Below are 21,151 nucleotides of genomic sequence, written 5' to 3'. Positions count from 1 at the left end.
GATGACGCCACTCCTTGTATTGTGGCGCTGGCCACCCCATTGTTCCCTGCCTGCAGTTTTTGCGTACCCCAAGCCACGGAGATCCCCGGTGAGCGACCTGATTACCCATGTGAACGACGACGCCTTCGAACAGCAGGTGCTCAAATCCGAAACCCCCGTGCTGCTGGATTTCTGGGCCGAATGGTGCGGCCCGTGCAAGGCCATCGCGCCGATGCTGGACGAGCTGGCCCAGCAGTACGAAGGCAAGCTGCGCGTGGTCAAGGTCAACATCGACCAGAACCAGCAGACCCCGCGAGCCTATGGCGTGCGCGGCATCCCGACCCTGATGGTGTTCAAGAACGGCAAGGTCGAGGCGACCCAGATCGGCGCCGTCAGCAAGGGCCAGCTGACCCAGATGATCGACAAGGCCATCTGACTTTCTCGCAAGCCACCCGTCCGTCGCAGCCTGTCCGGCATGGTCCGGCAGGCCTGCGCCGCTTTACGCCGCCCCACGACGGGTGCTAGATTGATCTGCGTCCGTCGGGACAGTCCTGTCCCCTTGCGCCTCCGCGCGACGCACACCCTCCCTCCTGCAACTCAACGGCGCCCCGCGAGGATTGCCCGTGTCCGATACCGATAACCAGACTCCGCCCGAAACCCGGGGCGCCGATGCCAGCACCGTGACCGAAGGCAAGCCCGAGCCCCGCGCCCGCGCGCCGCGCCGGGTCGCCGCGAAATCCGCCGCGACCACCGACGACGGCGGCACCAGTGCCAAGGCAGGCGCAGCCGACAAGGCGCCCGCCAGCGAACAGCCTGCGCCCGCCGCACCGGCTCCAACTCCGGCACCCGTCCCGGCCGCCACGGAAGCCACGGCCGCAACGGGCAACAACGCCCCGGCGAACACGGAATCCGGCGCCGCCAACCCCCATGCCAACCAGAACCAGGGCCAGAACCAGGGCCAGGGTTCCAACCAGGGCCAGAACGGCCCCCGTGAAGGTCGCGACGGTCGCGGCCGGCGCCGCCGCAACGAGCGCGGCGAGCGCAACAACCAGCAGCGACCGCAGGGCGAGCGCCACCCGCGCCCGAACCCGAACGGCCTGCCGATGGACGACGACAACGCCGATCCGGGCAGCGACACCCGCCTGATCAACCTCACCGAGCTCAAGCGCATGAAGGCGCCGCAGCTGCTGGAGTTCGCCGAATCGCTGGGCCTGCACGAAGGCATTGCCCGCGCGCGCAAGCAGGACGTGATCTTCAACGTGCTCAAGGCGCACGCCCGCTCCGGCGGCGGCATCTGGGCCGAGGGCGTGCTGGAAATCCTGCAGGACGGCTTCGGCTTCATGCGCTCGGCCGACGAGAGCTACCTGGCCGGCCCCGACGACATCTACGTCAGCCCCAGCCAGATCCGCCGCTTCAACCTGCGCACCGGCGACTACATCACCGGCCGCGTACGGCATCCGAAGGAAGGCGAGCGCTACTTCGCCATGCTGCGGGTGGAGACGATCAACGGCGACCCGCCGGAAGCATCGAAGAACAAGATGCTGTTCGAGAACCTCACCCCGCTGTTCCCGCGCAAGGCGTTCAAGCTGGAGCGCGGCAACGGGTCGAGCGAGGACATCACCGGCCGCATCCTCGACCTGATCGCGCCGATCGGCAAGGGCCAGCGCGGCCTGATCGTGTCGCAGCCCAAGTCCGGCAAGACGATGATGTTGCAGAACGTCGCTCAGGCGATCACCTACAACCATCCCGAAGCGCACGTGATGATCCTGCTGGTCGACGAACGGCCGGAGGAAGTCACCGAGATCGCCCGCACCGTGCGCGCCGAAGTCATCAGCTCCACCTTCGACGAGCCGGCCGTGCGCCACGTGCAGGTCGCCGAGATGGTGATCGAGCGCGCCAAGCGCCTGGTCGAGCACAAGAAGGATGTGGTGATCCTGCTCGACTCGATCACCCGCCTCGCCCGCGCCTACAACACCGTGGTGCCCAGCTCCGGCAAGGTGCTCACCGGCGGCGTGGACGCCAACGCGCTGCAGCGCCCGAAGCGATTCTTCGGCGCCGCGCGCAACGTCGAGGAAGGCGGTTCGCTGACCATCATCGCCACCGCGCTGATCGAAACCGGCTCCAAGATGGACGAGGTGATCTACGAGGAGTTCAAGGGCACCGGCAACATGGAAGTACACCTGAGCCGGCGCATCTCCGAGAAGCGCGTCTACCCGGCCATCGACATCAACCGCTCCGGCACCCGCCGCGAAGACCTGCTGATCGACCCGGACCTGCTGGCCAAGATCTGGATCCTGCGCAAACTGCTGCACCCGATGGACGAGCTGGCCGCGATGGAGTTCATGCTCGACAAGATGAAGAACACCAAGTCCAACGACGAGTTCTTCAATTCGATGAAGCGGTGAAAGAGCCGGGAATCGGGAATGGGGAATAGGGAATAGAAAAGCGTCGCGACGGGGCCGGCTTCATGCCGGCCCTGTTGTTTTCCGGTCCCCGGATTCTTCCACCGGACAAACATGCCGGCCAGGCGACGCTCCTCCGATTCCCTATTCCCGATTCCCGGCTCATCTGTACCGTCGCGTACAATTATTTTCCGTCACCCCCTTTTGTGCTCGCGCCGCAGCCCCAACATGGTGCGCACTCCCAGCGAGGCTTCCCCCGTGTCCATACCCAGCGCCGTCAAGAGCACCCCGATCGCGGGGCGCCAGCAGCTCGCCGATTACCTGGCGGCTGGCGAGAAGCCACGCGAGGCCTGGCGCATCGGCACCGAGCACGAGAAGTTCGGTTTCCTCACCGACACGCTGCGTCCGCCCACCTTCGAGGGCGAGCGCGGCATCAAGGTGCTGCTGGAGACCCTGGCCATCCGCTATGGCTGGGACGTCGCCCGCGAAGGCGAGAACCCGGTGGCGCTGTCGCGCAACGGTGCCTCCATCACGCTGGAGCCGGCCGGGCAACTGGAATTGTCCGGCGCCATGCTGGAGACCATCCACCAGACCTGCGCCGAGGTGAACTCGCACCTGAAGGACGTGCGCTCGGTCGCCGAGAGCATGGGCGTGGGTTTCCTCGGCATGGGCTTCCAGCCAAAGTGGCGCCGCGACGAGATGCCATGGATGCCCAAGGGCCGCTACAAGATCATGCGCGAGTACATGCCCAAGGTCGGCTCGCTCGGCTTGGACATGATGACGCGCACCTGCACGGTGCAGGTGAACCTGGACTTCTCGTCCGAAGCGGACATGGTGAAGAAATTCCGCACCAGCCTCGCGCTGCAGCCGATCGCCACCGCGCTGTTCGCCGACTCGCCGTTCACCGAGGGACGTCCAAACGGCTATCTGTCGTATCGCTCGCACATCTGGACCGATACCGATGCGGATCGCACCGGCATGCTCGACTTCGTCTTCGCCGACGGCTTCGGCTACGAGCGCTACGTCGACTACATCCTCGGCGTGCCGATGTACTTCAGCCTGCAGAACGGCCAGTACCTCGACCTGGCGGGGCAGGACTTCAGGAAGTTCATGGCCGGCGAACTGCCCGCGCTGCCGGGCGTGCGCGCCACCATGAAGGACTTCGCGGACCACCTCACCACCGCCTTCCCCGAGGTGCGCCTGAAGCAGTACCTGGAGATGCGCGGCGCCGACGGCGGCCCGTGGAACCGGCTGTGCGCGCTGCCCGCGTTCTGGGTCGGCCTGCTGTACGACCAGCAGGCGCTGGACGCAGCCTGGGACCTGGTCAAGGATTTCAGCACCGCCGAGCGCCACGCCCTGCGCGACGGCGTGCCGAAGCACGCGCTGAAACTGCCGTTCCGTGGCGGCACGGTGCGTGACCTCGCCGAGGAGGCGCTGAAGATCGCCGCCCACGGGCTCAAGCGCCGCGCCTGCCTCAACAAGAACGGTGCCGACGAAAGCATCTTCCTCGAACCGCTGCTCGAGATCGTCGCCACCAACCAGACCCCGGCCGAGCGCAAACTTGAACTGTTCCACGGCGCGTGGGGCGGCAGCGTGGACCCGGTGTTCCGCGAGTTCGCGTACTGAGCGCCGCGGCGTTCACGCCCGTCCGTCGCCCCTGCCCCGGATCAGGCCGCGTCCACGCCGGAACAGACGCAAGCCCGCTGCCTTGCAGCGATCGAGCGCGCGGGAGCGGCCGACCGGCAGAGGTCGCCAGCCAAGTCGACGCAGTTTCGCATTGAAGACGTGGGCAGCCGTGCAGACGTCCGAACGACGCGTGCGGTAGGTGACGGCCAAGGACACCGACAGGTCCCGTCCGGTGTACACGCGGTGCGGGGCGATGAACGGATGATGCACGCCCATGCCTGGGCCGAGGTCGAACGTGCTCGCCTTGTTCTCGAGCGCATCCCGGAACGTCGGTCGCTCGCCGACGTGGGCGAGCAGCAGATCCTTCTGCGCGTCGGTCATCACCTCCTCGTCGGCCGGATTCCACAGCTGCACGCGCTTGGTACCGCGGATCTGGCACAGGAAGTTCATCTCCCGGTCCATGTGATAGGGCGTGACGGCGTCGCGCGTGGAAATGAAGATGTAGGTCGAATACCAGGTCATTTCCGGATCGAGGGACGCGGTGTCCGCGGCGATTTCGGCCAGCACGCCTTCGATGACCACCCGGTATTCCGGGTCCAGCTCGGGGTTGTAGATGACGACGTAGGCACGCTCTTCTTCGAATCGATCGATCGCGTCTTCGAGACTCAGGCCCGCCTTGTACCGATCGAACGAACTGTCGAAGTGTGCGTCGTCGGGAATCTCGCCGATCCGGTAGCGGATCTTCCGGGAATCCATGCGCCGGCACAGGTCGAACAGGCGAGGCAGCGCGAAGTATTCGTTGCCGGCCAAGGCATGGGCGAACACAAACGGCTGCCGATTGTAGTGCCGTGCCAGTTGCGCGGGATCGAGCTCGAGCATGCGCGGCCCGGCTTGACGACCTCGGGCGAGCAGTTCGGCGTAATGACGGGAGGAAATGAAGCTGCCCAGCATGATGCCCCCCTTGTTGCGGCCATTCATGGCGGCGGCGCGGTCAAGCGCGGACAAGAAGGACTCACGGTCCGTACCATGTCGCCGAGCGCATGTTCCACCCCTCGTCTGCGACGGTCAACGCACGGCGTAACGCTTCCCGCATGGCATCATGCCCGCATGCAAACCTATCTGGTCGGCGGCGCGGTGCGCGACAAGTTGCTGGGGCGGGCGGCGGGTGACCGCGACTACGTGGTGGTCGGCGCGCTGCCCGAGGACCTGCTGGCGCGCGGCTATCGACCGGTGGGCAGGGATTTCCCGGTGTTCCTGCACCCGGAGACGGGCGAGGAGTACGCGCTGGCGCGCACCGAGCGCAAGAGCGGGCGCGGCTATCACGGTTTCGTGTTCCAGGCCGACGCGAACGTGACGCTGGAGCAGGATCTGGCGCGGCGCGACCTGACCATCAACGCGATCGCCGAGGATGCGCAAGGCGTGCTGACCGATCCGTTCGGCGGCGTGCGCGACATCGCCGTACGGGTGCTGCGGCATGTGTCGCCGGCCTTCGCCGAAGATCCGGTGCGCGTGTTGCGCACGGCACGCTTCGCGGCGCGCTTCGCCCCGCTGGGTTTCACGGTGGCGCCGGAGACGATGACGCTGATGCAGCAGATGGTGCGCGATGGCGAGATCGATCACCTGGTGCCGGAGCGGGTCTGGGCGGAGACGCGCAAGGCACTGGGCGAGGCGCAGCCCTCGGCGTTCCTGCGCGTGCTGCGCGAGTGCGGCGCACTGGCGGTGCTGTTTCCCGAGGTCGACGCGCTGTACGGCGTGCCGCAGCGCGCCGAGTTCCACCCGGAGATCGACAGCGGCGTTCACCTGGAACTGGTGCTGGACCAGTCGGCACAACTGGCGCCGGGCGACGACCTGGTCGCCTTCTGCGCGCTGACTCATGACCTGGGCAAGGCGCTGACCCCGGCGCACGAACTGCCGCGCCACGTCGGCCACGAGCAGCGCGGCGTGAAGCCGCTGCGCGCGCTGGCCGCACGGCTGAAGGTACCCACCGAACATGCCGCGCTGGCCGAGCTGGTTTGCCGCGAGCACCTGAACGCCCACCGGGCGTTCGAGCTGAAGCCCGCGACGGTGTTGAAGTTGCTGACCGCGCTCGACGCCCTGCGGCGCCCGACACGGCTGGACAAGTTCCTGGCTGCCTGCATGGCGGACAAGCGCGGTCGCACGGGACATGCGCTGGATGCGTATCCGCAGGCCGACTACCTGCGCGCCTGCCGCGATGCCGCCGCGGCGATCGACGCGGCCGGCTTCGTCGCCGCCGGCCTGACCGGCCCGGCGATCGGGCAGGCGATGGCGGCGGCACGCATCGACGCGATCGCCGCGGTGAAGACAAAGCATCCGAAAAGCTGATCCGCGGTATAAAGAGCGGATTGCCGATCGGGGGATCGGCCAACCCGCTGGAGTCGTCCGTGTCCGACCTGTTCACCGCGCCCTCACCGCTGCGCCAGCGCTTCCGACCGCTGTGGTGGTTGGGCATCACCTACCTGGCGATCAGCTTCGTCACCCGCGTGGTGCTGCTGGTGATGTCCGGCAGCAACGTGCCGCATACCCCGCTGAACCTGCTTTACGCGTTCGGCGTGGGGCTGGGCTACGACCTGGTGACCTTCATCTACCTGGCCTGGCCGATGGTGCTGCTGCTGTGGCTGGTGCCGACCCGCTCGGGCCGCACGCCGCCGCTGCTGCGCTGGCTGTTGTACGCGGTGGGGGTGACGCTGGCCGGCGTGCTGTGCGTCGGCGCCTTGCACCTGATCTACCACGCCAGCCTCAAGGTGACCTGGCCGGCGATCCTGCCGTTCCTGTTCGTGCTGCCGCTGGCGGGGTTCACCTACACCTCGCGCGCCGGCCAGTGGGTGGTGTACGGCTTCGGGCTGCTGCTGGTCTACGCCCTGTTGTTCATCGCTGCATCCGAACTGGTGTTCTGGAACGAATTCAGCGTGCGCTTCAACTTCATCGCGGTGGATTATCTGGTCTACACCACCGAGGTGATCGGCAACATCCGGGAGTCCTACCCGATCTGGCGCTGGCTGGCGCTGCTGGTGGTGCTGGCGCTGGTGATCTTCTTCATCGGCCGCCGCGGCCTGCGCGCGCGCGACAGCGGCAGCCGGCTGTGGCAGCGCGGCAAGCTGGTGCTGCTGTGGCTGGTGCTGACGGTGGTCTCGGTGTTCGCCGTCAACGGCGGCATGAAGGATCGCACTGGAAACACCTATGTCGACGAGCTGGCCGGCAACGGCATCTACCAGTTCTTCGCCGCGTTCCGCTCCTCGCACCTGGACTACGCCAAGTTCTACCGCACCCTGCCCGACGACCAGGCCTATGCGCGACTGCGCGAACTGCTGCAGACGCCGGACGCCACCTTCATCAGCGACGACCCGCGCGATCTCACCCGCGCAATCCGCCACGTCGGCCCGGAGAAGCATCTCAACGTGGTGCTGATCAGCGTGGAGAGCCTGTCCGGCGACTACCTGGCCACGTTCGGCAACCAGCAGCAGCTCACCCCGTATCTCGATTCGCTGGTCGATCACAGCGTGTTCTTCGACAACCTGTACGCCAACGGCACGCGCACGGTGCGCGGGCTGGAGGCACTGGCCTTGTCGGTGCCGCCGACACCGGGCGACTCGCTGATCCGCGAGCACGACAACGAGGACCTGTTCTCGCTGGCGGGCATCTTCAATGACCGCGGCTACCAGTCGGACTTCGTCTACGGCGGTTACGGCCAGTTCGACAACATGAACTACTTCTTCGGCCACAACGGCTATCGCGACGTGGACCGGCGCGACATCCCCAAGGGCGCCACCATCCACGGCCAGAACGTGTGGGGCGTGGCAGACGAGGATCTGTACACCCTGGCGCTGGGCCAGATGGACCAGATCCACGCCGAGGGCAAGCCGTTCTTCCTGCACGTGATGACCACCTCCAACCACCGGCCGTACACCTTCCCCGACAACCGGGTGAAGTTTCCCAACCAATCGCGCGCCGGCGCGGTGGCGTACACCGACTGGGCGATCGGCGACTTCATCAGGCGCGCGCGGGCTAAGCCGTACTTCGACAACACGGTGTTCGTGATCACCGCCGACCACTGCGCCTCCAGCGCGGGCAAGACCAGCCTGCCGATCAACCGCTACCACATCCCGCTGTGGATCTACGCGCCGGCGCACTTCAAGCCCGAACGCGTGCACCGGCTGATGGGCCAGCTGGACATCCCGCCGACGCTGCTGGGCATGCTCAATTTCAGCTATCGCACGCGCTTCTTCGGCCACGACCTGTTCGCGCTGCCGCCGGAACGCGAACACGCCTTCCCCGGCACCTACGAAAAGCTCGGCTACCTGCAAGACGACGTGCTCACCATCCTGGAGCCGCGGCGCCGGCTGGAGCAGCTCAAGCCCGACTACGCCACCGGCGACGCCACGCCGGTGCAGCCACTGCGGCAATCGCTGATCGACGACGCAGTCGCGTATTACCAGGTGGCCAGCGAGCAGTTCGCCAGCGGCGCGATGCGGCGGCGGCCGGAGGATTCGACGAAGGTGGAGCCCTTGCCGGCGCCGGCCGCGTCCGTTCCCGCGCCAGCTGCATCGGCACCGGCACCGGCCACGTCGGCGGCCGTTGCGCCGCCGACCGCCGGATCCGTCGCGGGCTAGCTCAGAGCCGGCCGCCCTGATCGGCGGCCAGCAGCTCGGCCGGCAGCGGCAGCGCCTCCATGCCGCGCGCGAGCAGCATCGCCTGGAAGCGCTCGCCCATCTGTTCGGGCAGCATCAGCTTCTTCACCTGCTGCGCCAGCTGGAGGCGGCCGCGTTCGTCCGCCGGCTGCAGCTGCTCGAACACCTGCTGCAAGCCCGCGCCAATCAGGAATTGCGCCTGCGGCATGTACGCGGCCACGCCGAAACCCGCGCTGTTGCCGGCCTCGGCCAGCGCGGTGAAATCCACCGATGCGGTGAGGTCGTTCAAGCCGGGCAGGTACAGCGGATCGTTGTGCGCGTGGTGGCGGTAGTGCGCCATCAAGGTGCCGTCGTCGCGCTCGGCCAGGTAGTACTCGCGGCGCACGTAGCCGTAATCGACGAACAGCATCACGCCGGCGACCAGCGCCCCGGCCACGGCCTGTATCCAGTACGGCAACTGCGGCAGCAGTTCGGAGCGGTAGCCGTCGGCGAACTCGGCGCCGAGGTCGCGTTCGACGTGCCGCACCGCGCCGGCGACCAGCGCATCGGCCGGACGATCGACGCGCATCAGCCGCCCCTCGCCGTCCAGCGCCACGTATTCCTCGAACACCTCGCCGTCGCGCATCGCGAAACGGGTGGCCGGCAGCGCGTCGATCACCTCGTTGGCGAACAGCACGCCGCGCCAGTCCTGCTCGGGCGGGCGATCCAGCCACGCCACGCGCGCGTTGAGTTCCGCCGGCAGGTTTGCCTGCAGGCGTTCGCGCTGGCGCTCGCGCAGGTCGGCGCTGGGTTCCAGGATCAAATATCGCCGCGGCAAGGTGTCGCCCGCTGCCAGCGTCTTCAACGCCGCCTCGGCGAACGCACCGCTGCCGCCGCCGAGTTCGAGGAAGTCGGCCTCCCCGCCCAGCATCGCCAGCACCGGCTGCAACGCATTCACCACGCAACGTGCGAACAGCTCACCCAGTTCCGGCGCCGTGACGAAGTCTCCCGCCGCGCCGAACTTGGTGCGACCGGCGCTGTAATATCCCAGCCCCGGCGCATACAGACAACGCTCCATGTACTGCGAGAACGGCATCGGCCCGTGCGAGGCGATCTGCTCGCGCAGCAATTGCATCAGGCGGTCGGAATGAGCGCGTTCGTCGGCGCCGGGTTCGGGGAGGCGGGAGGGCATCGGTCTTGCCGGTGATGAAAACGCGGCAAGCATAACGGATGGTCTGCAACCGCCAGCCCGGCTCCGCTTTTGCCGTTCCGATTCCCTGTTCCCGATTCCCTGTTCCCCGCCCCTCAGAAATCCTTCTGCAGGCTCAGGTACACGCCGCGGCGCGGGCCGAACTGCGGTGCGCCGACACCGATGCCGCTGCCGTCGCGCAGCTCGTAGGTGCGATCCAGCGCGTTGATCAGCGCCAGCTGCACGTGCAACGGGCCGAAGTCGTCGATCACGAAATCATGCGCGACGTTGAGGTTGAGCTGGAAGTATGCCGGCAACGAGGCGCCGTTCGGCACCGCGCCGTCCTTGCGCAGGCCGCTGCCGTACAGGTAGCTGGCGCCGAGGCGGGTGGCGTCATCCAGCGCGTAGCTGACGCCGCCGGACGAGGTGAGTTTCTGGTCGTGGTCGAGGAAGATCCAATGCTGGTTGACCCAGGCCAGGTCGTCCGGCGCGAAGTTGTACTGGCTGCTGATGATGCGTTTGCCGATGGCCTTGCCGAGCGACGCATTGAAGTATGCCGACAGCGGCCCCTGCTCGTAGTTGGCGGTGAACTCCACGCCCTTCACCCGTCCTTCGGCGTAGTTGAAGGTGGAGTAGACCAGCGCGGAGCCGAACTGGCCCTCGTCCTGCAGGCGCCGCACCTTGCGGTAATACGCATCCACGCCCAGCGTCCAGGCATCGCCGAGGCGTTGCTGGACGCCCACGTCGAAATAGTCCGAACGCTCGGCCAGCGGTGTGTTGTTGCCGCTGTCCGCCACCGCGTTGGTGGTGCCGTCGAACTTCGCGATGTTGAAGCTCGCGATCATCTCGGTCGCCGGCGGGGTGAAGTAGCGCGAGTAGCCGGCGTGCACGGTGGTGCCGTCGCTGGCCTGCCAGACCAGGCCCAGGCGCGGGCTCAGCTGGCTCTCGCTGCGCACCAGTTGGTAGCGGTCGCCGCGCAGGCCGACGTTCAGCGTCCAGTTCTCGGCGAGGCTCCATTCGTCCTGCACGTAGGCCGACCAGGTTTTCGCGACGAGGCGGCTGCCGTCGAGGATGTTGATCGGCGTGGTGCCGGCCTGTTCGCCATCGGCATCGGCCGGGAACACCCACGCGTCGTTGCCGCTGACGGCACGCTCGAAGCTGCCCCAGATGCCGTAGCGCAGGGTATGGCGCCCACCCAGCGGCGTGGAGAAATCCGCCTGCAAGGTGCTGGCGCGGTTGCTGCGGGTGACATTGGAGGCGACGCCGTTGAACATCAGCTCGCCGATCCGGTCCGGCGTGTAGGCGAGGCGGCTGTAACGCTGGCCCAGCGAAAGCTGGTAGCCGGTCGCACCCAGCCTGCCCTGCAGTGCCAGCACGCCGAAACGGGTGGTCTCGCGCTGGCGCTGGTCGAGGTCGGCGGAATTGAAATCGACCGTGTCGAGATAGCCGAAGGCCGGTATCTGCCCCGGGTTGTTGGGAATCTGGTAGCGGTTGTTGGCGACGCCGAACAGCAAGCTCAGGCGGGTGTCGTTGTCGATCAGATAGCTGACGTCGCCGAAGCCCTTCACCTGATCGGTGTGGTCGTGGATCGGCTTCCTGCTCGACGTGGGGTTCTCGATCCCGGCGTCGCTCTCCAGGTAGTTGCCGGTGAAAAACCAGCTCCAGCGATCCTTGCTGCCCCACACCGACGCGTTCGGGTTCAGCGTGGCGTTGCTGCCGCCGGTGATGCCGACGCTGCCGCCGTTGCCCAGGTCGTGGCCGTTGCGGGTGGTGATATCGACCACCGCCGCAGTGCGCAATCCGTACTGCGCCGGCAGCGCGCCATCGAGCAGCGTCACGGTGTCGATCATGTGCGCGTCGAGGCTCTGGCCGAAGCCGCCGATCGACTCGGGGATGATCACGCCGTTGATGCGGTACTGCAGGTTCGCATGGTCGCCGCGCACGTGCAGGCCGCCGTAGGAATCCTGCACCACGCCCGGCGCCTGCAGCAGCACCTGGTTCATCGGCGTGGACGCGCCCAGCGGCAGTTGCACGATGGCCTTGTGGTCGATCACGTACTGGCTGGAGCCGGTATCCGGCGACAGCGCATTGCGCGCCTGGTCCAGCGCGGCGGAAACCGACACTTCACCCAGTTCCCGCACCGGCAGCGGGGGCTGGCCGCCGCTGCCTTCGGCGGCCACGGTGGCGTCGTCGGCGACCGGCGCGCCGGTGCTGGTCGGGGTGGGCTCGGCGGCGTGGATACCGCTCGCCAGCAGGGCGGCAGCGAGGGCCAGGGCAATCGGGGAGGCTTTCATCGAGGACCGGAGGTGGGGAGTTTTTGTAATGTTATAACATTCCTGTATCTGCCGAAGAGGCACCCGGGCCGAAAGTCACGCCGGTCACAGCACGGTTGGCCCGCGCTTCACGCGCGACCTCTAGACTGCGAAGGCGCGGGGCGCGTCCGGCGTCCGCCATCGGAGCCACGCATGACCCCACCCGGCAAGCAGGTACCCGCCGTCGTCGTGCCGACCGCCCACGGCCGGATCACCGGCGCGATCCTGGATTTCGTCAGCGAGGTGCCCGACAGCACCGTCGGCAACAGTCCGCAACCAGCCACCGAGGCCCGCCGGCTGGCCGACCGCGCCGCCCGACGCGCCGCAGTCACCGCCGGCTCGCTGGCCTTGCCGCCGGGGCCGCTGGGCTGGCTGACCCTGCTGCCGGAACTGATCGCGATCTGGAAGATCCAGGCGCAGATGGTCAGCGACATCGCCGCCGCCTACGGTCGCCACGCCACGCTGGGGCGCGAACAGATGCTGTGGTGCCTGTTCCGCCACACCGCGGCGCAGGCATTCCGCGACCTGGTGGTGCGCATGGGCGATCGACTGGTGTTCCGGCGCATGTCGCACGGCGTGATCGAGCGCATCGCCCGGCAGATCGGCATCAAGCTGACCCGGCGCACGCTGGGCAAGGGCGCCTCGCGCTGGCTGCCGGCGATCGGCGCGCTCGGCGTGGGCGCCTACGCGTACTACGACACCCGGCAGGTGGCCGGCACCGCGATCGCGCTGTTCGAAAGCGACATCGTGATGGAGCAGCTCGACGGGGATGCGCGCGACGATGAAGACCCGCGCGACGATGCCGCCACGCTGTCGCGCAAATCGCCGCGCGGATGACGCCCGCGCCGCTTTGCGGCAAGCTGGTCCCCAACCTGCTGCCGGATGCCCGCGATGACGCCACGCCCTGATCGCCCCGTCGCGCTGATCACCGGCGCCGCGCGCCGCGTCGGCGCGGTGATCGCGCGCACCCTGCACACGGCCGGCTACGACCTGGCGCTGCACTATCGCCATTCGGCGGACGAGGCACACGCGCTGGCCGACGAGCTGCGGACATCACGCGCCGACAGCGTGCTGCTGGTGCAGGCCGACCTCGCCGACCTGGCCGCGCTCCCGGCATCCGTCGAGAGCGTCGTGGCGCATTACGGCCGATTCGACGCGCTGGTCAACAACGCCTCCGCGTTCTTTCCGACGCCGATGGGCAGCGTCACGCCGGCGCAGTGGAACACGCTGTTCGCCTCCAATGCGCAGGCGCCGTTCTTCCTGAGCCAGGCCGCGCTGCCGGCGCTGCGCGACGCGCACGGCAGCATCGTCAACCTGGTCGACATCTATGCCGAACGCCCGCTCGCCGACCACCCGCTGTACTGCATGGCCAAGGCTGCACTGGCGGCAATGACCCGCTCGCTGGCGCTCGACCTCGCGCCCGCGGTGCGGGTCAACGGCGTGGCCCCCGGCGCGGTGATGTGGCCCAGCGACGGCAAGCCCTACGCCGACCAGCAGGCGATGCTCGCGCGCACGCCCCTGCAGCGCGCCGGCACGCCCGACGACGTGGCCGGCACCGTGCTGTGGCTGCTGCGCGACGCGCCGTTCGTCACCGGCCAGATCATCCGGGTGGACGGCGGGCGCACGCTGTCGGTGTAGGAACCGCGGGCGATACTTTTCCGACCCTGGAATCCCGAATCCCGATCAAAAGCATCGCCCGCGAGCGGGCTCCTGCGAGGTGCCGGCGGAGTGAATCGGCAGCGTCATTTCTTCTTCGGCGCGAAGGCCTGCTGCAACAGGGCCTGGTCGAAGCCCGCGCTGGCCTCGCCCGCCTCGGCATAGCGATAGAGCGCGGCCGCGTAGATGCCCTGCAGCGCGGACTGGATCAGCCCGAGCAGGATGAAGCCGAGCACCACAATCACCACTGCCGCCACCACCGCCACGATCGAATGCATGGCGATGGCGCCGCCGACCAGCAGCGCGCCGACCAGCACCGCCACCAACATCAGCAGGCCGAACACCACGCCGATGCCGCCTTGGCCGATCAGGTTCTCGCCCCAGCTGCGCTTGAGCAGTTCCACGCTGTGCTTGACCGCGTCGATCGGGCCGATGTCCCTGCTCGCCAGCACCGGCACCACCAGGAAGGTGGCCACCGTCCAGGCCAGGCCGATCAGGCCGACCACGAAGCGGCCGATCAGGCCCAGGCGCTCCTGCACCATGCGCAGGAGCAGGCCGACGGTGGCGGCGATCAAGGCATAGCCGAGGATCTGCGGCAACCTGGCGCGCGCCAGCGCGAAGCCCGCTCCCACGCTGGTCGGCTCGCCGCGCAGATGCATCAGCGCCACGCCGGTCAGCGCGGTCTGGAAGAAGATGATCACGAAGTACTGCACCAGGTAGAACGCGAACATCAGCAGGTAGGCACCCACCGACAGGCGCTCCTGGATCTCCTGCCCCGCATGCTCGCCGCCGATCGCCATGACCGCGACCGGCACCAGGAAACTGGCCGCCACCAGCAGCGTGCACAACCCCGACAGCAGCGGGAATACCAGCAGCGACTTGTCCGAGCGCAGCACCGCCGCGCTCGCCTTCATCAACACCCAGCTGCGCGCGAATTTTCCGGCCATGATTGTTTCCCCTTCGTGTCTGGATCCGACTTGTCTTGCAGGGCACGCACCGTCCGCCGCTGTTTGCCGTCACCGGGAAAAAAGCCGGCGGGCCGTGCCCGCCCTGCGCCGGTGATGCGCCCCGCCAGCACCCACACCGCGTGCGCTGCAGTGTACCTGTTCAATCCGCCAGCGATTCCACCTGCAAGGGTTCGCGCTGTCGCGGAAACGCCGCCCACAACTCGGCCATGCTCAAGCCGCTGACCGGGTGGCGAAAATCCGGTGCGATATCGGCGATCGGACGCAGCACGAAGGCGTGCCGCAACTCGTTGCGCGGAATCTGCAGATGGCCGGGGCCGTCGATGACCAGCGCGTCGTAGAACACGATGTCGATGTCCAGCGTGCGGTCCGAATAACGCGGCACGTCGCGGCGCCGACCGTGGCGATCTTCCAGCGCGTGCAGCCAGTCGTTCAGCGCCTGCGGGGTCAGGTCGGTATCCAGCGCCACCGCGAGGTTCACGAACTCGGCGCCCTCGAAACCCACCGACGCGCTGCGGTACGCCGGCGACACCGTGATTTCGCCGAAGCGTTCGCGCAAGGCGTCGATGGCCGCGACGAGATGTTTCCGCGGTTCGAGGTTGGACCCCAGACTCAGGTAGACACGCGCCATCGTCTCAACCACCCGCCGCCAGGCGTAGCGACTGTTCTTGCCGGTACGCCAGCGCGGCGCGCACGTCCTGCCCCGACGGCTGCTGGTACAGCGCCAGGCCGAACTCGGGCAGGAGCGCAAACAGGTGGTCGAAGATATCGCTCTGGGTGTTCTCGTAGTCCGCCCAGGCCACGCCGGCGGTGAAGCAATACAGCTCCAGCGGAATGCCCTGCGGGCCGCTGGCGAGCTGGCGCACCAGGCAGAACAGCCCGTGGTGGATTTCCGGATGAGTGTCGAGGTAGGCCTGCGCATAGGCGCGGAAGGTGCCCAGGTTGGTGAGCCGGCGACGATTGCCGGCCACTTCGCCGGCCTCGCCGAGTGCTGCGTTCCACCGCGCCACTTCCTGCTGCCTGGAGGGCAGGTAGTCGGCCAGCAGGCGCAACTCGGCCAGCCGCCCCAGCGTGTCCGCATCGAGAAAGCGCACGCTGGCCGCATCGATATACAGCGCACGCTTGATCCGCCGCCCGCCCGTCTCCTGCATGCCGCGCCAGTTCTTGTACGAGTCGCTGATCAGGCGCCAGCTGGGGATGCTGGTGATGGTCTTGTCCCAGTTGCGCACCTTGACCGTGTGCAGCGCTATGTCGATCACGTCGCCATCGGCATTGAGCTGCGGCATCTCGATCCAGTCGCCGACCCGCAGCATGTCGTTCGACGACAACTGCACGCCGGCCACGAAGCCCAGGATGGTGTCCTTGAAGATCAGCATCAGCACCGCCGACATCGCGCCCAGCCCGGACAGCAGCAGGCCAATGTGCTTGCCGGTGACCGCCGCGATGATGATCAATCCGGCAACGACGAACAGGCCGAGCTTCACCAGTTGCACCAGGCCCTTGATCGATCGCTGCTGCCCGCGCGGGGTCTCCCGGTAGAGATCCTCCAGCGCCGACAGCGCGGCACTGATCGCCATCACCACGAAGAACACCAGCAACGCCGTCATCAGGTTGCCGACCAGCACCTCGATACGAGGCGATACGCCCGGCACCAGCATGATGCCGTACTGGATCGCCAGTGCCGGCACCATCCGCGCCAGCCACTGGAAGGTGTGGCGCCGGAACAGGGCGTCATCCCATTTCCAGGTCGTGCGCCGGGCGATGCCGCGCACCACGCGCAGCAGCAGTCGCTGCGCCAGTTGACCGGCAAGCCAGGCCAGCGCCAGCAGCGCGATGACGCCCAGCGCGGTGCGCATCCAGGGAAGGTCGAGAAAGTTCTGCAAGGTCTGCATCAATTCGTTCCTGTCGGCTCGGAGCCCGCGCCATGGTCAGCGGGCAGGACGGGGCGGCATGGACCGCGGAAGGCACGTGGCCAATCCTGACAAGCATGGCGGCCAGGCGGCACCGCAACAACCCCGGCGGGCCTTTCGACGCAGGCGCTATGGCGACCGCGTGCCGCGCTCGATGCACACACCCACCGCCTTCGCGCCGCGCACCGCACCGGGCTTGGACAGTTTCAGGCGCACCCAACGCACGCCGAACTCCTCGCGGATGATCGCCGCGCAGCGCTCGGCCAGCGTCTCGACCAGGCCGAAGCTCGATGCGCCGACGTAACCGATCAGCCGCTTGGACACGTCCTTGTAGTTGAGCGTCAGCGCAATGTCGTCGCTGGCCGCGGGCACCGTGTTGTCGAAAGCCATCTCGATGTCGAACGACAGCGTCTGCCGCACGCGGCGCTCCCAGTCGTAGATGCCGATGACGGCGTCGATGCGCAGGTCTTCGATGAACACGGTATCCATGGCGGTGACTGCTGTGGCGGGGCCGTACAGGGTCGGGTACGCGGCTTGCGGATGCAAGCCCGGGCGGCGTGCCCCACGGCACACGCCCAGCGAACCCCCCGCCCAAGATGCGATCATGCGCCCATGACCGCCTTCAGCACCCTCCCGCTCAAACCCGCCCTGCTCGCCAGCGTCGACGCGCTTGGCTACACCGACATGACCCCGGTGCAGGCGCAGAGCCTGCCGCCGATGCTCGAAGGTTGCGACGTGATCGCGCAGGCGCAGACCGGCAGCGGCAAGACGGCGGCATTCGGCTTGAGCCTGCTGCAGGCACTGGACGTGGACACGATCCGGCTGCAGGCGCTGGTGCTCTGCCCCACCCGCGAACTGGCCGACCAGGTCAGCAAGGCGATCCGCAAGCTGGCCGCGAACATCCCCAACGTGAAGCTGCTGACCCTGTGCGGCGGCATGCCGCTGGGTCCGCAACTCGCCTCGCTGACGCACGACCCGCACATCGTGGTGGGCACGCCTGGCCGCGTGCAGGAACACCTGAAGCGGCAGAGCCTGCACGGCGGCGGCATCAAGGTGCTGGTGCTGGACGAGGCCGACCGCATGCTCGACATGGGTTTTGCCGAGGCGATCGACGACATCATCTCGCGCATCGCGAAACACCATCAGACCCTGCTGTTTTCGGCCACGTACCCGGACGAGATCCGCGCGGTGAGCCAGCGCGTGCAGAACGATCCGGTTGAAGTGACGGTGGATGCGCCAGCCGACGCGAGGCCCGCGATCGAGCAGCGCTTCCACGAAGTGGAGCCGGCGCAGAAGCCCGATGCGCTGGCGCAGTTGCTTGCGGGCGAGCGGGGCGGGCAGGCACTGGTGTTCTGCAACATGCGCCGCGACGTCGACGCGGTGGCGCAGGAACTCGACCGCCGCGGCTACTCCGCGCTGGCCCTGCACGGCGACATGGAACAGCGCGACCGCGACGAGGTGCTGGTGCGCTTCGCCAACCACAGCTGCGCCGTGCTGGTGGCCACCGACGTGGCCGCGCGCGGGCTGGACATCGTGGCGCTGCCGCTGGTGGTCAGCTACGACGTCGCGCACGACCCGGAAACCCATACCCATCGCATCGGTCGCACCGGCCGCGCGGGCGAATCGGGCCTGGCGATCACCTTGTGCACGCCGCGCGAGCGGCCGAAGGCGGCGAACATCGAGGCGCTGAACGGGACGCCGCTGCCGTGGCGCCCGCTGAAGATCGCGCCGCCACGCGGCAAGGCCCTGCACCTGGCGCCGATGAAGACCCTGGTGATCGACGCCGGCCGCCAGGACAAGCTGCGCCCCGGCGACATCCTGGGCGCGCTCACCGGCGACGCGGGCCTCATCGCCAGGGACATCGGCAAGATCGACGTGTTCGCCACCCGCGCCTACGTGGCGATCAGCCGAGCGCTGGCCAACAAGGCGCTGGAGCGCCTGCGCGCCGGCAAGATCAAGGGCCGCAACTTCCGCGTGCGCGCGCTGAACTGACCCCACGGAGGCCCGCATGCGACGCCTGCTCACCCTGCTTGCCCTGCTGCTTGCCACTACCGCCTGCGGTGCGGCGATCCCGACCTATGGCTACCGCGTGGTGCGTGCCTATCCGCACGACACCTCGGCCTACACCGAGGGGCTGTTCTACAAGGACGGCTTTCTGTACGAGAGCACCGGCGAGAAAGGTGCCTCAAGCGTGCGCAAGGTGCAGCTGGAAACCGGCAAGGTGCTGCAGCGACTGGACTTGCCCGCGCAGTATTTCGGCGAAGGCATCGTCGCGTGGAACGGCGAGCTGATCCAGCTTACCTGGCAGGCCGGGACCGGTTTCGTCTACGGCCTGGACGACTTCAAGCTGCGCCGCAGCTTCAGCTATCCCGGCGAAGGCTGGGCGCTGACCCGCGACGAGCGCCGCATCTACATGAGCGACGGGTCGTCGGTGCTGCGCATCCTCGACCCGGCCACGCTGGCCCGCGTGGGCAGCATCACCGTCACCGCCGACGGCGCGCCGGTGACCAACCTCAATGAGCTGGAATGGGTGGACGGCGAGATCTACGCCAACATCTGGCTGACCAACCGCATCGCGCGCATCGATCCGGCCAGCGGCCATGTCGTCGGCTGGATCGACCTGACCGGCCTGTTCGACGTGAACAGCTTGCCGGTGCCGATGAACGACGTACTCAACGGCATCGCCTGGGACGCACGCGGCAAGCGCCTGTTCGTCACCGGCAAGCACTGGCCGAAGCTGTTCGAGATCGAGTTGGTGATACGGCCCGCGCGTTGAGCCGGCGGGATCTCAGCGGCCCAGCCAGCGCGCGGCAGCGCGGCCGGCGAGCAGGCCGCCGGCGAAGCAGGCGGTGAGCAGATAGCCGCCGGTGGGTGCCTCCCAGTCCAGCATTTCGCCGGCGCAGAACGTGCCCGGGCGGGCGCGCAGCATCAGGCCGGCATCGAGCGCTTCGAGCCGCACGCCGCCGGCGGTGCTGATCGCCTCGGCGATCGGCCGCGGCCCGCGCAACCGCAACGGCAAGGCCTTCAGCTGCGCGGCCAGCGCGAGCGGATCGGCCAGCGTGGCCTTGTCGGCAAGCTCGAACACCAGCGCGCACTTCGCCGCGTCCAGCCCGGCGCGGCGGCGCAGCCAGTCGCCGATGCTGTGCTTGCCGCGCGGTGCGGCGAGGCGTTCGGCCAGCACCGCCTGCGCGTAGCCAGGCACCAGGTCCAGCATCAAGCCGGCCTCGCCGCGCGCGGCGATCTGCTCGCGCAGCTCGGCGCCGATCGCGTAGACCAGGCTGCCCTCGATGCCGTATTCGCTGAGCACGAATTCGCCCTGACGCGAACGGGCCGTGCCGTCGCGGTCCACCCAGTGCGCCACCACCGGTTTCAGCGGAGCGCCGGCGAAGCGACTGCGCAGGTGGTCGCTCCAGTCGAGCTCGAAACCGCAGTTCGCGCTCTGCAGCGGCGCGATGTCGATGCCGGCGCGTTGCAGCGGCGCCACCCAGCCGCCGTCGGAGCCCAGTTGCGGCCAGCTGGCGCCACCGAGCGCGAGGATCGTCGCGCCGGCGTGGATCATCCGCTCACCTTGCGGCGTGGCGAAACGCAGCGCGCCATCCGCCTGCCAGCCGAGCCAGCGATGATGCATGTGGAAACCCACGCCCGCGTCGCGCACGCGGCGAACCCAGCGACGCAGCAGCGGCGCCGCCTTCAGATCCTGCGGAAACACGCGACCGGAACTGCCGACGAAGGTCTCCACGCCAAGCTCGGCCGCCCACGCGCGCAATGCCGGCGCATCGAACTCGGCCAGCCAGCGGCCGACCTCCGCCTGGCGCGCGCCATAGCGGGCCACGAACCGATCCGGCGCCTCGCCGTGGGTGAGGTTGAGGCCGCCCTTGCCGGCCAGGAGAAACTTGCGCCCGACCGAGCCCATCGCGTCGTACAGGTCCACCTCGACGCCCGCGGCGCGCGCGGTCTCCGCCGCCATCAGGCCGGCGGGGCCACCGCCGATGACGGCGAGTCGGGGCGTTGCGGGGATAGACATCCGGCCATGGTCGCACGCGTCACCAAACGACGCATGCCGGCGCGTCGGTGCAGTCTGAATCGAAACTGACCGCGGCATGCTGTTCGGGGTCGCAGGGCGCACTTCCGGGCAACACTCCATTCGGCAAGTTCTTTCGCCGCGCGGCGCTGCGGAAAACGTAATTTCATTCGACAATGCGATTATGTTCGCGGGCCACGTGAAATCGCTGAATAATCCAGGAAGGGAGACCTTGCCTGATGGAATCCTTCATCACCAGCGCTGCCGCCCATGCCTTTCATGGCGCCGTTTCAGCCGGGCTCCCGAGCAAGCGGACGCAGCGCAACATACCGCAAATAATTACGCCATCCGGGACCGCCCGATGACGCTCGAACCGTTGTGACGAAAATCACTGCGAGCCGGAAAAAGTCCTATTGACCGGATTAATCGCAGCGCCATACCGTCGTGCGGTTCGCCAACGGGGAGT

17 protein-coding genes are annotated in these 21,151 nt (G+C 67.9%); 9 read left to right on the top strand and 8 right to left on the bottom strand.

What is annotated here, in order from left to right; all coding sequences use genetic code 11:
• The first annotated feature begins 88 nt into the window (after window positions 1–88).
• The 3 genes from trxA to ACFCQI_RS08640 all read left to right on the top strand — a co-directional run bounded on the left by trxA (window position 89) and on the right by ACFCQI_RS08640 (window position 4,007).
• Complete coding sequence (trxA, locus tag ACFCQI_RS08650; RefSeq protein WP_008438536.1) at window positions 89–415, top strand: thioredoxin TrxA; 327 nt, start codon at window positions 89–91, stop codon at window positions 413–415.
• 187 nt (window positions 416–602) lie between these two features.
• On the top strand, window positions 603–2,384 hold the full coding sequence (gene rho, locus ACFCQI_RS08645) for a transcription termination factor Rho (protein WP_395121036.1): 1,782 nt from the start codon (window positions 603–605) through the stop codon (window positions 2,382–2,384).
• A gap of 255 nt (window positions 2,385–2,639) precedes the next feature.
• Window positions 2,640–4,007 (top strand): glutamate--cysteine ligase, encoded by a 1,368-nt coding sequence (locus ACFCQI_RS08640; protein WP_395121035.1) that lies wholly within the window; start codon window positions 2,640–2,642, stop codon window positions 4,005–4,007.
• 12 nt (window positions 4,008–4,019) lie between these two features.
• On the opposite strand, the gene ACFCQI_RS08635 is transcribed toward ACFCQI_RS08640, so the two are convergent.
• On the bottom strand, window positions 4,020–5,012 hold the full coding sequence (locus ACFCQI_RS08635) for a cupin-like domain-containing protein (RefSeq protein ID WP_395121034.1): 993 nt from the start codon (window positions 5,010–5,012) through the stop codon (window positions 4,020–4,022).
• A gap of 102 nt (window positions 5,013–5,114) precedes the next feature.
• Between ACFCQI_RS08635 and ACFCQI_RS08630 the strand changes: the two genes are divergently transcribed.
• Window positions 5,115–6,350: a multifunctional CCA addition/repair protein gene (locus ACFCQI_RS08630; protein ID WP_395121033.1), complete on the top strand. Its 1,236-nt coding sequence runs from the start codon at window positions 5,115–5,117 to the stop codon at window positions 6,348–6,350.
• Between the two features lie 59 nt (window positions 6,351–6,409).
• Window positions 6,410–8,635, top strand: a complete 2,226-nt coding sequence (locus ACFCQI_RS08625; protein WP_395121032.1) for an LTA synthase family protein — start codon at window positions 6,410–6,412, stop codon at window positions 8,633–8,635.
• Window position 8,636: 1 nt separating this feature from the next.
• On the opposite strand, the gene ACFCQI_RS08620 is transcribed toward ACFCQI_RS08625, so the two are convergent.
• Entirely contained in the window at window positions 8,637–9,824 is a 1,188-nt protein-coding gene (locus ACFCQI_RS08620; protein WP_395121031.1) for a class I SAM-dependent methyltransferase, read from the bottom strand.
• A 113-nt stretch (window positions 9,825–9,937) separates the two neighbouring features.
• Window positions 9,938–12,115, bottom strand: a complete 2,178-nt coding sequence (locus tag ACFCQI_RS08615) for a TonB-dependent receptor (RefSeq protein WP_395121030.1) — start codon at window positions 12,113–12,115, stop codon at window positions 9,938–9,940.
• A 171-nt stretch (window positions 12,116–12,286) separates the two neighbouring features.
• Between ACFCQI_RS08615 and ACFCQI_RS08610 the strand changes: the two genes are divergently transcribed.
• A complete protein-coding gene (locus ACFCQI_RS08610) occupies window positions 12,287–12,970 on the top strand; it encodes a hypothetical protein (protein WP_395121029.1) in 684 nt (227 codons plus the stop codon).
• 54 nt (window positions 12,971–13,024) lie between these two features.
• Window positions 13,025–13,771: a pteridine reductase gene (locus tag ACFCQI_RS08605; protein ID WP_395121027.1), complete on the top strand. Its 747-nt coding sequence runs from the start codon at window positions 13,025–13,027 to the stop codon at window positions 13,769–13,771.
• A gap of 104 nt (window positions 13,772–13,875) precedes the next feature.
• On the opposite strand, the gene ACFCQI_RS08600 is transcribed toward ACFCQI_RS08605, so the two are convergent.
• The 4 genes from ACFCQI_RS08600 to folB all read right to left on the bottom strand — a co-directional run bounded on the left by ACFCQI_RS08600 (window position 13,876) and on the right by folB (window position 17,153).
• On the bottom strand, window positions 13,876–14,736 hold the full coding sequence (locus ACFCQI_RS08600; RefSeq protein ID WP_395121026.1) for a DUF6159 family protein: 861 nt from the start codon (window positions 14,734–14,736) through the stop codon (window positions 13,876–13,878).
• 160 nt (window positions 14,737–14,896) lie between these two features.
• A complete protein-coding gene (gene folK / locus ACFCQI_RS08595) occupies window positions 14,897–15,385 on the bottom strand; it encodes a 2-amino-4-hydroxy-6-hydroxymethyldihydropteridine diphosphokinase (RefSeq protein ID WP_395121025.1) in 489 nt (162 codons plus the stop codon).
• A 4-nt stretch (window positions 15,386–15,389) separates the two neighbouring features.
• The gene (locus ACFCQI_RS08590; protein WP_395121024.1) at window positions 15,390–16,646 is read right to left on the bottom strand and encodes a mechanosensitive ion channel family protein; all 1,257 of its coding nucleotides are present in this window, start codon (window positions 16,644–16,646) and stop codon (window positions 15,390–15,392) included.
• A gap of 147 nt (window positions 16,647–16,793) precedes the next feature.
• Complete coding sequence (folB, locus tag ACFCQI_RS08585; protein ID WP_395121318.1) at window positions 16,794–17,153, bottom strand: dihydroneopterin aldolase; 360 nt, start codon at window positions 17,151–17,153, stop codon at window positions 16,794–16,796.
• Window positions 17,154–17,276: 123 nt separating this feature from the next.
• Here folB and dbpA point away from each other — a divergent pair, with 123 nt between their 5' ends.
• Both dbpA and ACFCQI_RS08575 read left to right on the top strand, forming a co-directional pair.
• Entirely contained in the window at window positions 17,277–18,656 is a 1,380-nt protein-coding gene (gene dbpA / locus ACFCQI_RS08580; protein WP_395121023.1) for an ATP-dependent RNA helicase DbpA, read from the top strand.
• 16 nt (window positions 18,657–18,672) lie between these two features.
• The gene (locus ACFCQI_RS08575) at window positions 18,673–19,440 is read left to right on the top strand and encodes a glutaminyl-peptide cyclotransferase (protein ID WP_395121022.1); all 768 of its coding nucleotides are present in this window, start codon (window positions 18,673–18,675) and stop codon (window positions 19,438–19,440) included.
• Between the two features lie 12 nt (window positions 19,441–19,452).
• Here ACFCQI_RS08575 and ACFCQI_RS08570 read toward each other — a convergent pair whose 3' ends face one another.
• Window positions 19,453–20,688 (bottom strand): TIGR03862 family flavoprotein, encoded by a 1,236-nt coding sequence (locus ACFCQI_RS08570; RefSeq protein WP_395121021.1) that lies wholly within the window; start codon window positions 20,686–20,688, stop codon window positions 19,453–19,455.
• Window positions 20,689–21,151 lie beyond the last annotated feature (463 nt).

Source organism: Rhodanobacter sp. FW102-FHT14D06 (assembly GCF_043950705.1).
Classification (GTDB): Bacteria; Pseudomonadota; Gammaproteobacteria; order Xanthomonadales; family Rhodanobacteraceae; genus Rhodanobacter.
This window is presented reverse-complemented; position numbering and strand designations above follow the sequence as displayed.

Excerpts from the sequence above, each read along its gene's own strand:
- ACFCQI_RS08575 (WP_395121022.1), top strand. The coding sequence starts at position 18,673 with ATGCGACGCCTGCTCACCCTGCTTGCCCTGCTGCTTGCCACTACCGCC.
- dbpA (WP_395121023.1), top strand. The coding sequence starts at position 17,277 with ATGACCGCCTTCAGCACCCTCCCGCTCAAACCCGCCCTGCTCGCCAGC.
- ACFCQI_RS08600 (WP_395121026.1), bottom strand. The coding sequence starts at position 14,736 with ATGGCCGGAAAATTCGCGCGCAGCTGGGTGTTGATGAAGGCGAGCGCG.
- ACFCQI_RS08615 (WP_395121030.1), bottom strand. The coding sequence starts at position 12,115 with ATGAAAGCCTCCCCGATTGCCCTGGCCCTCGCTGCCGCCCTGCTGGCG.
- folK (WP_395121025.1), bottom strand. The coding sequence starts at position 15,385 with ATGGCGCGTGTCTACCTGAGTCTGGGGTCCAACCTCGAACCGCGGAAA.
- ACFCQI_RS08605 (WP_395121027.1), top strand. The coding sequence starts at position 13,025 with ATGACGCCACGCCCTGATCGCCCCGTCGCGCTGATCACCGGCGCCGCG.
- ACFCQI_RS08620 (WP_395121031.1), bottom strand. The coding sequence starts at position 9,824 with ATGCCCTCCCGCCTCCCCGAACCCGGCGCCGACGAACGCGCTCATTCC.
- ACFCQI_RS08590 (WP_395121024.1), bottom strand. The coding sequence starts at position 16,646 with ATGCAGACCTTGCAGAACTTTCTCGACCTTCCCTGGATGCGCACCGCG.
- ACFCQI_RS08630 (WP_395121033.1), top strand. The coding sequence starts at position 5,115 with ATGCAAACCTATCTGGTCGGCGGCGCGGTGCGCGACAAGTTGCTGGGG.
- ACFCQI_RS08570 (WP_395121021.1), bottom strand. The coding sequence starts at position 20,688 with ATGTCTATCCCCGCAACGCCCCGACTCGCCGTCATCGGCGGTGGCCCC.
- ACFCQI_RS08610 (WP_395121029.1), top strand. The coding sequence starts at position 12,287 with ATGACCCCACCCGGCAAGCAGGTACCCGCCGTCGTCGTGCCGACCGCC.
- folB (WP_395121318.1), bottom strand. The coding sequence starts at position 17,153 with ATGGATACCGTGTTCATCGAAGACCTGCGCATCGACGCCGTCATCGGC.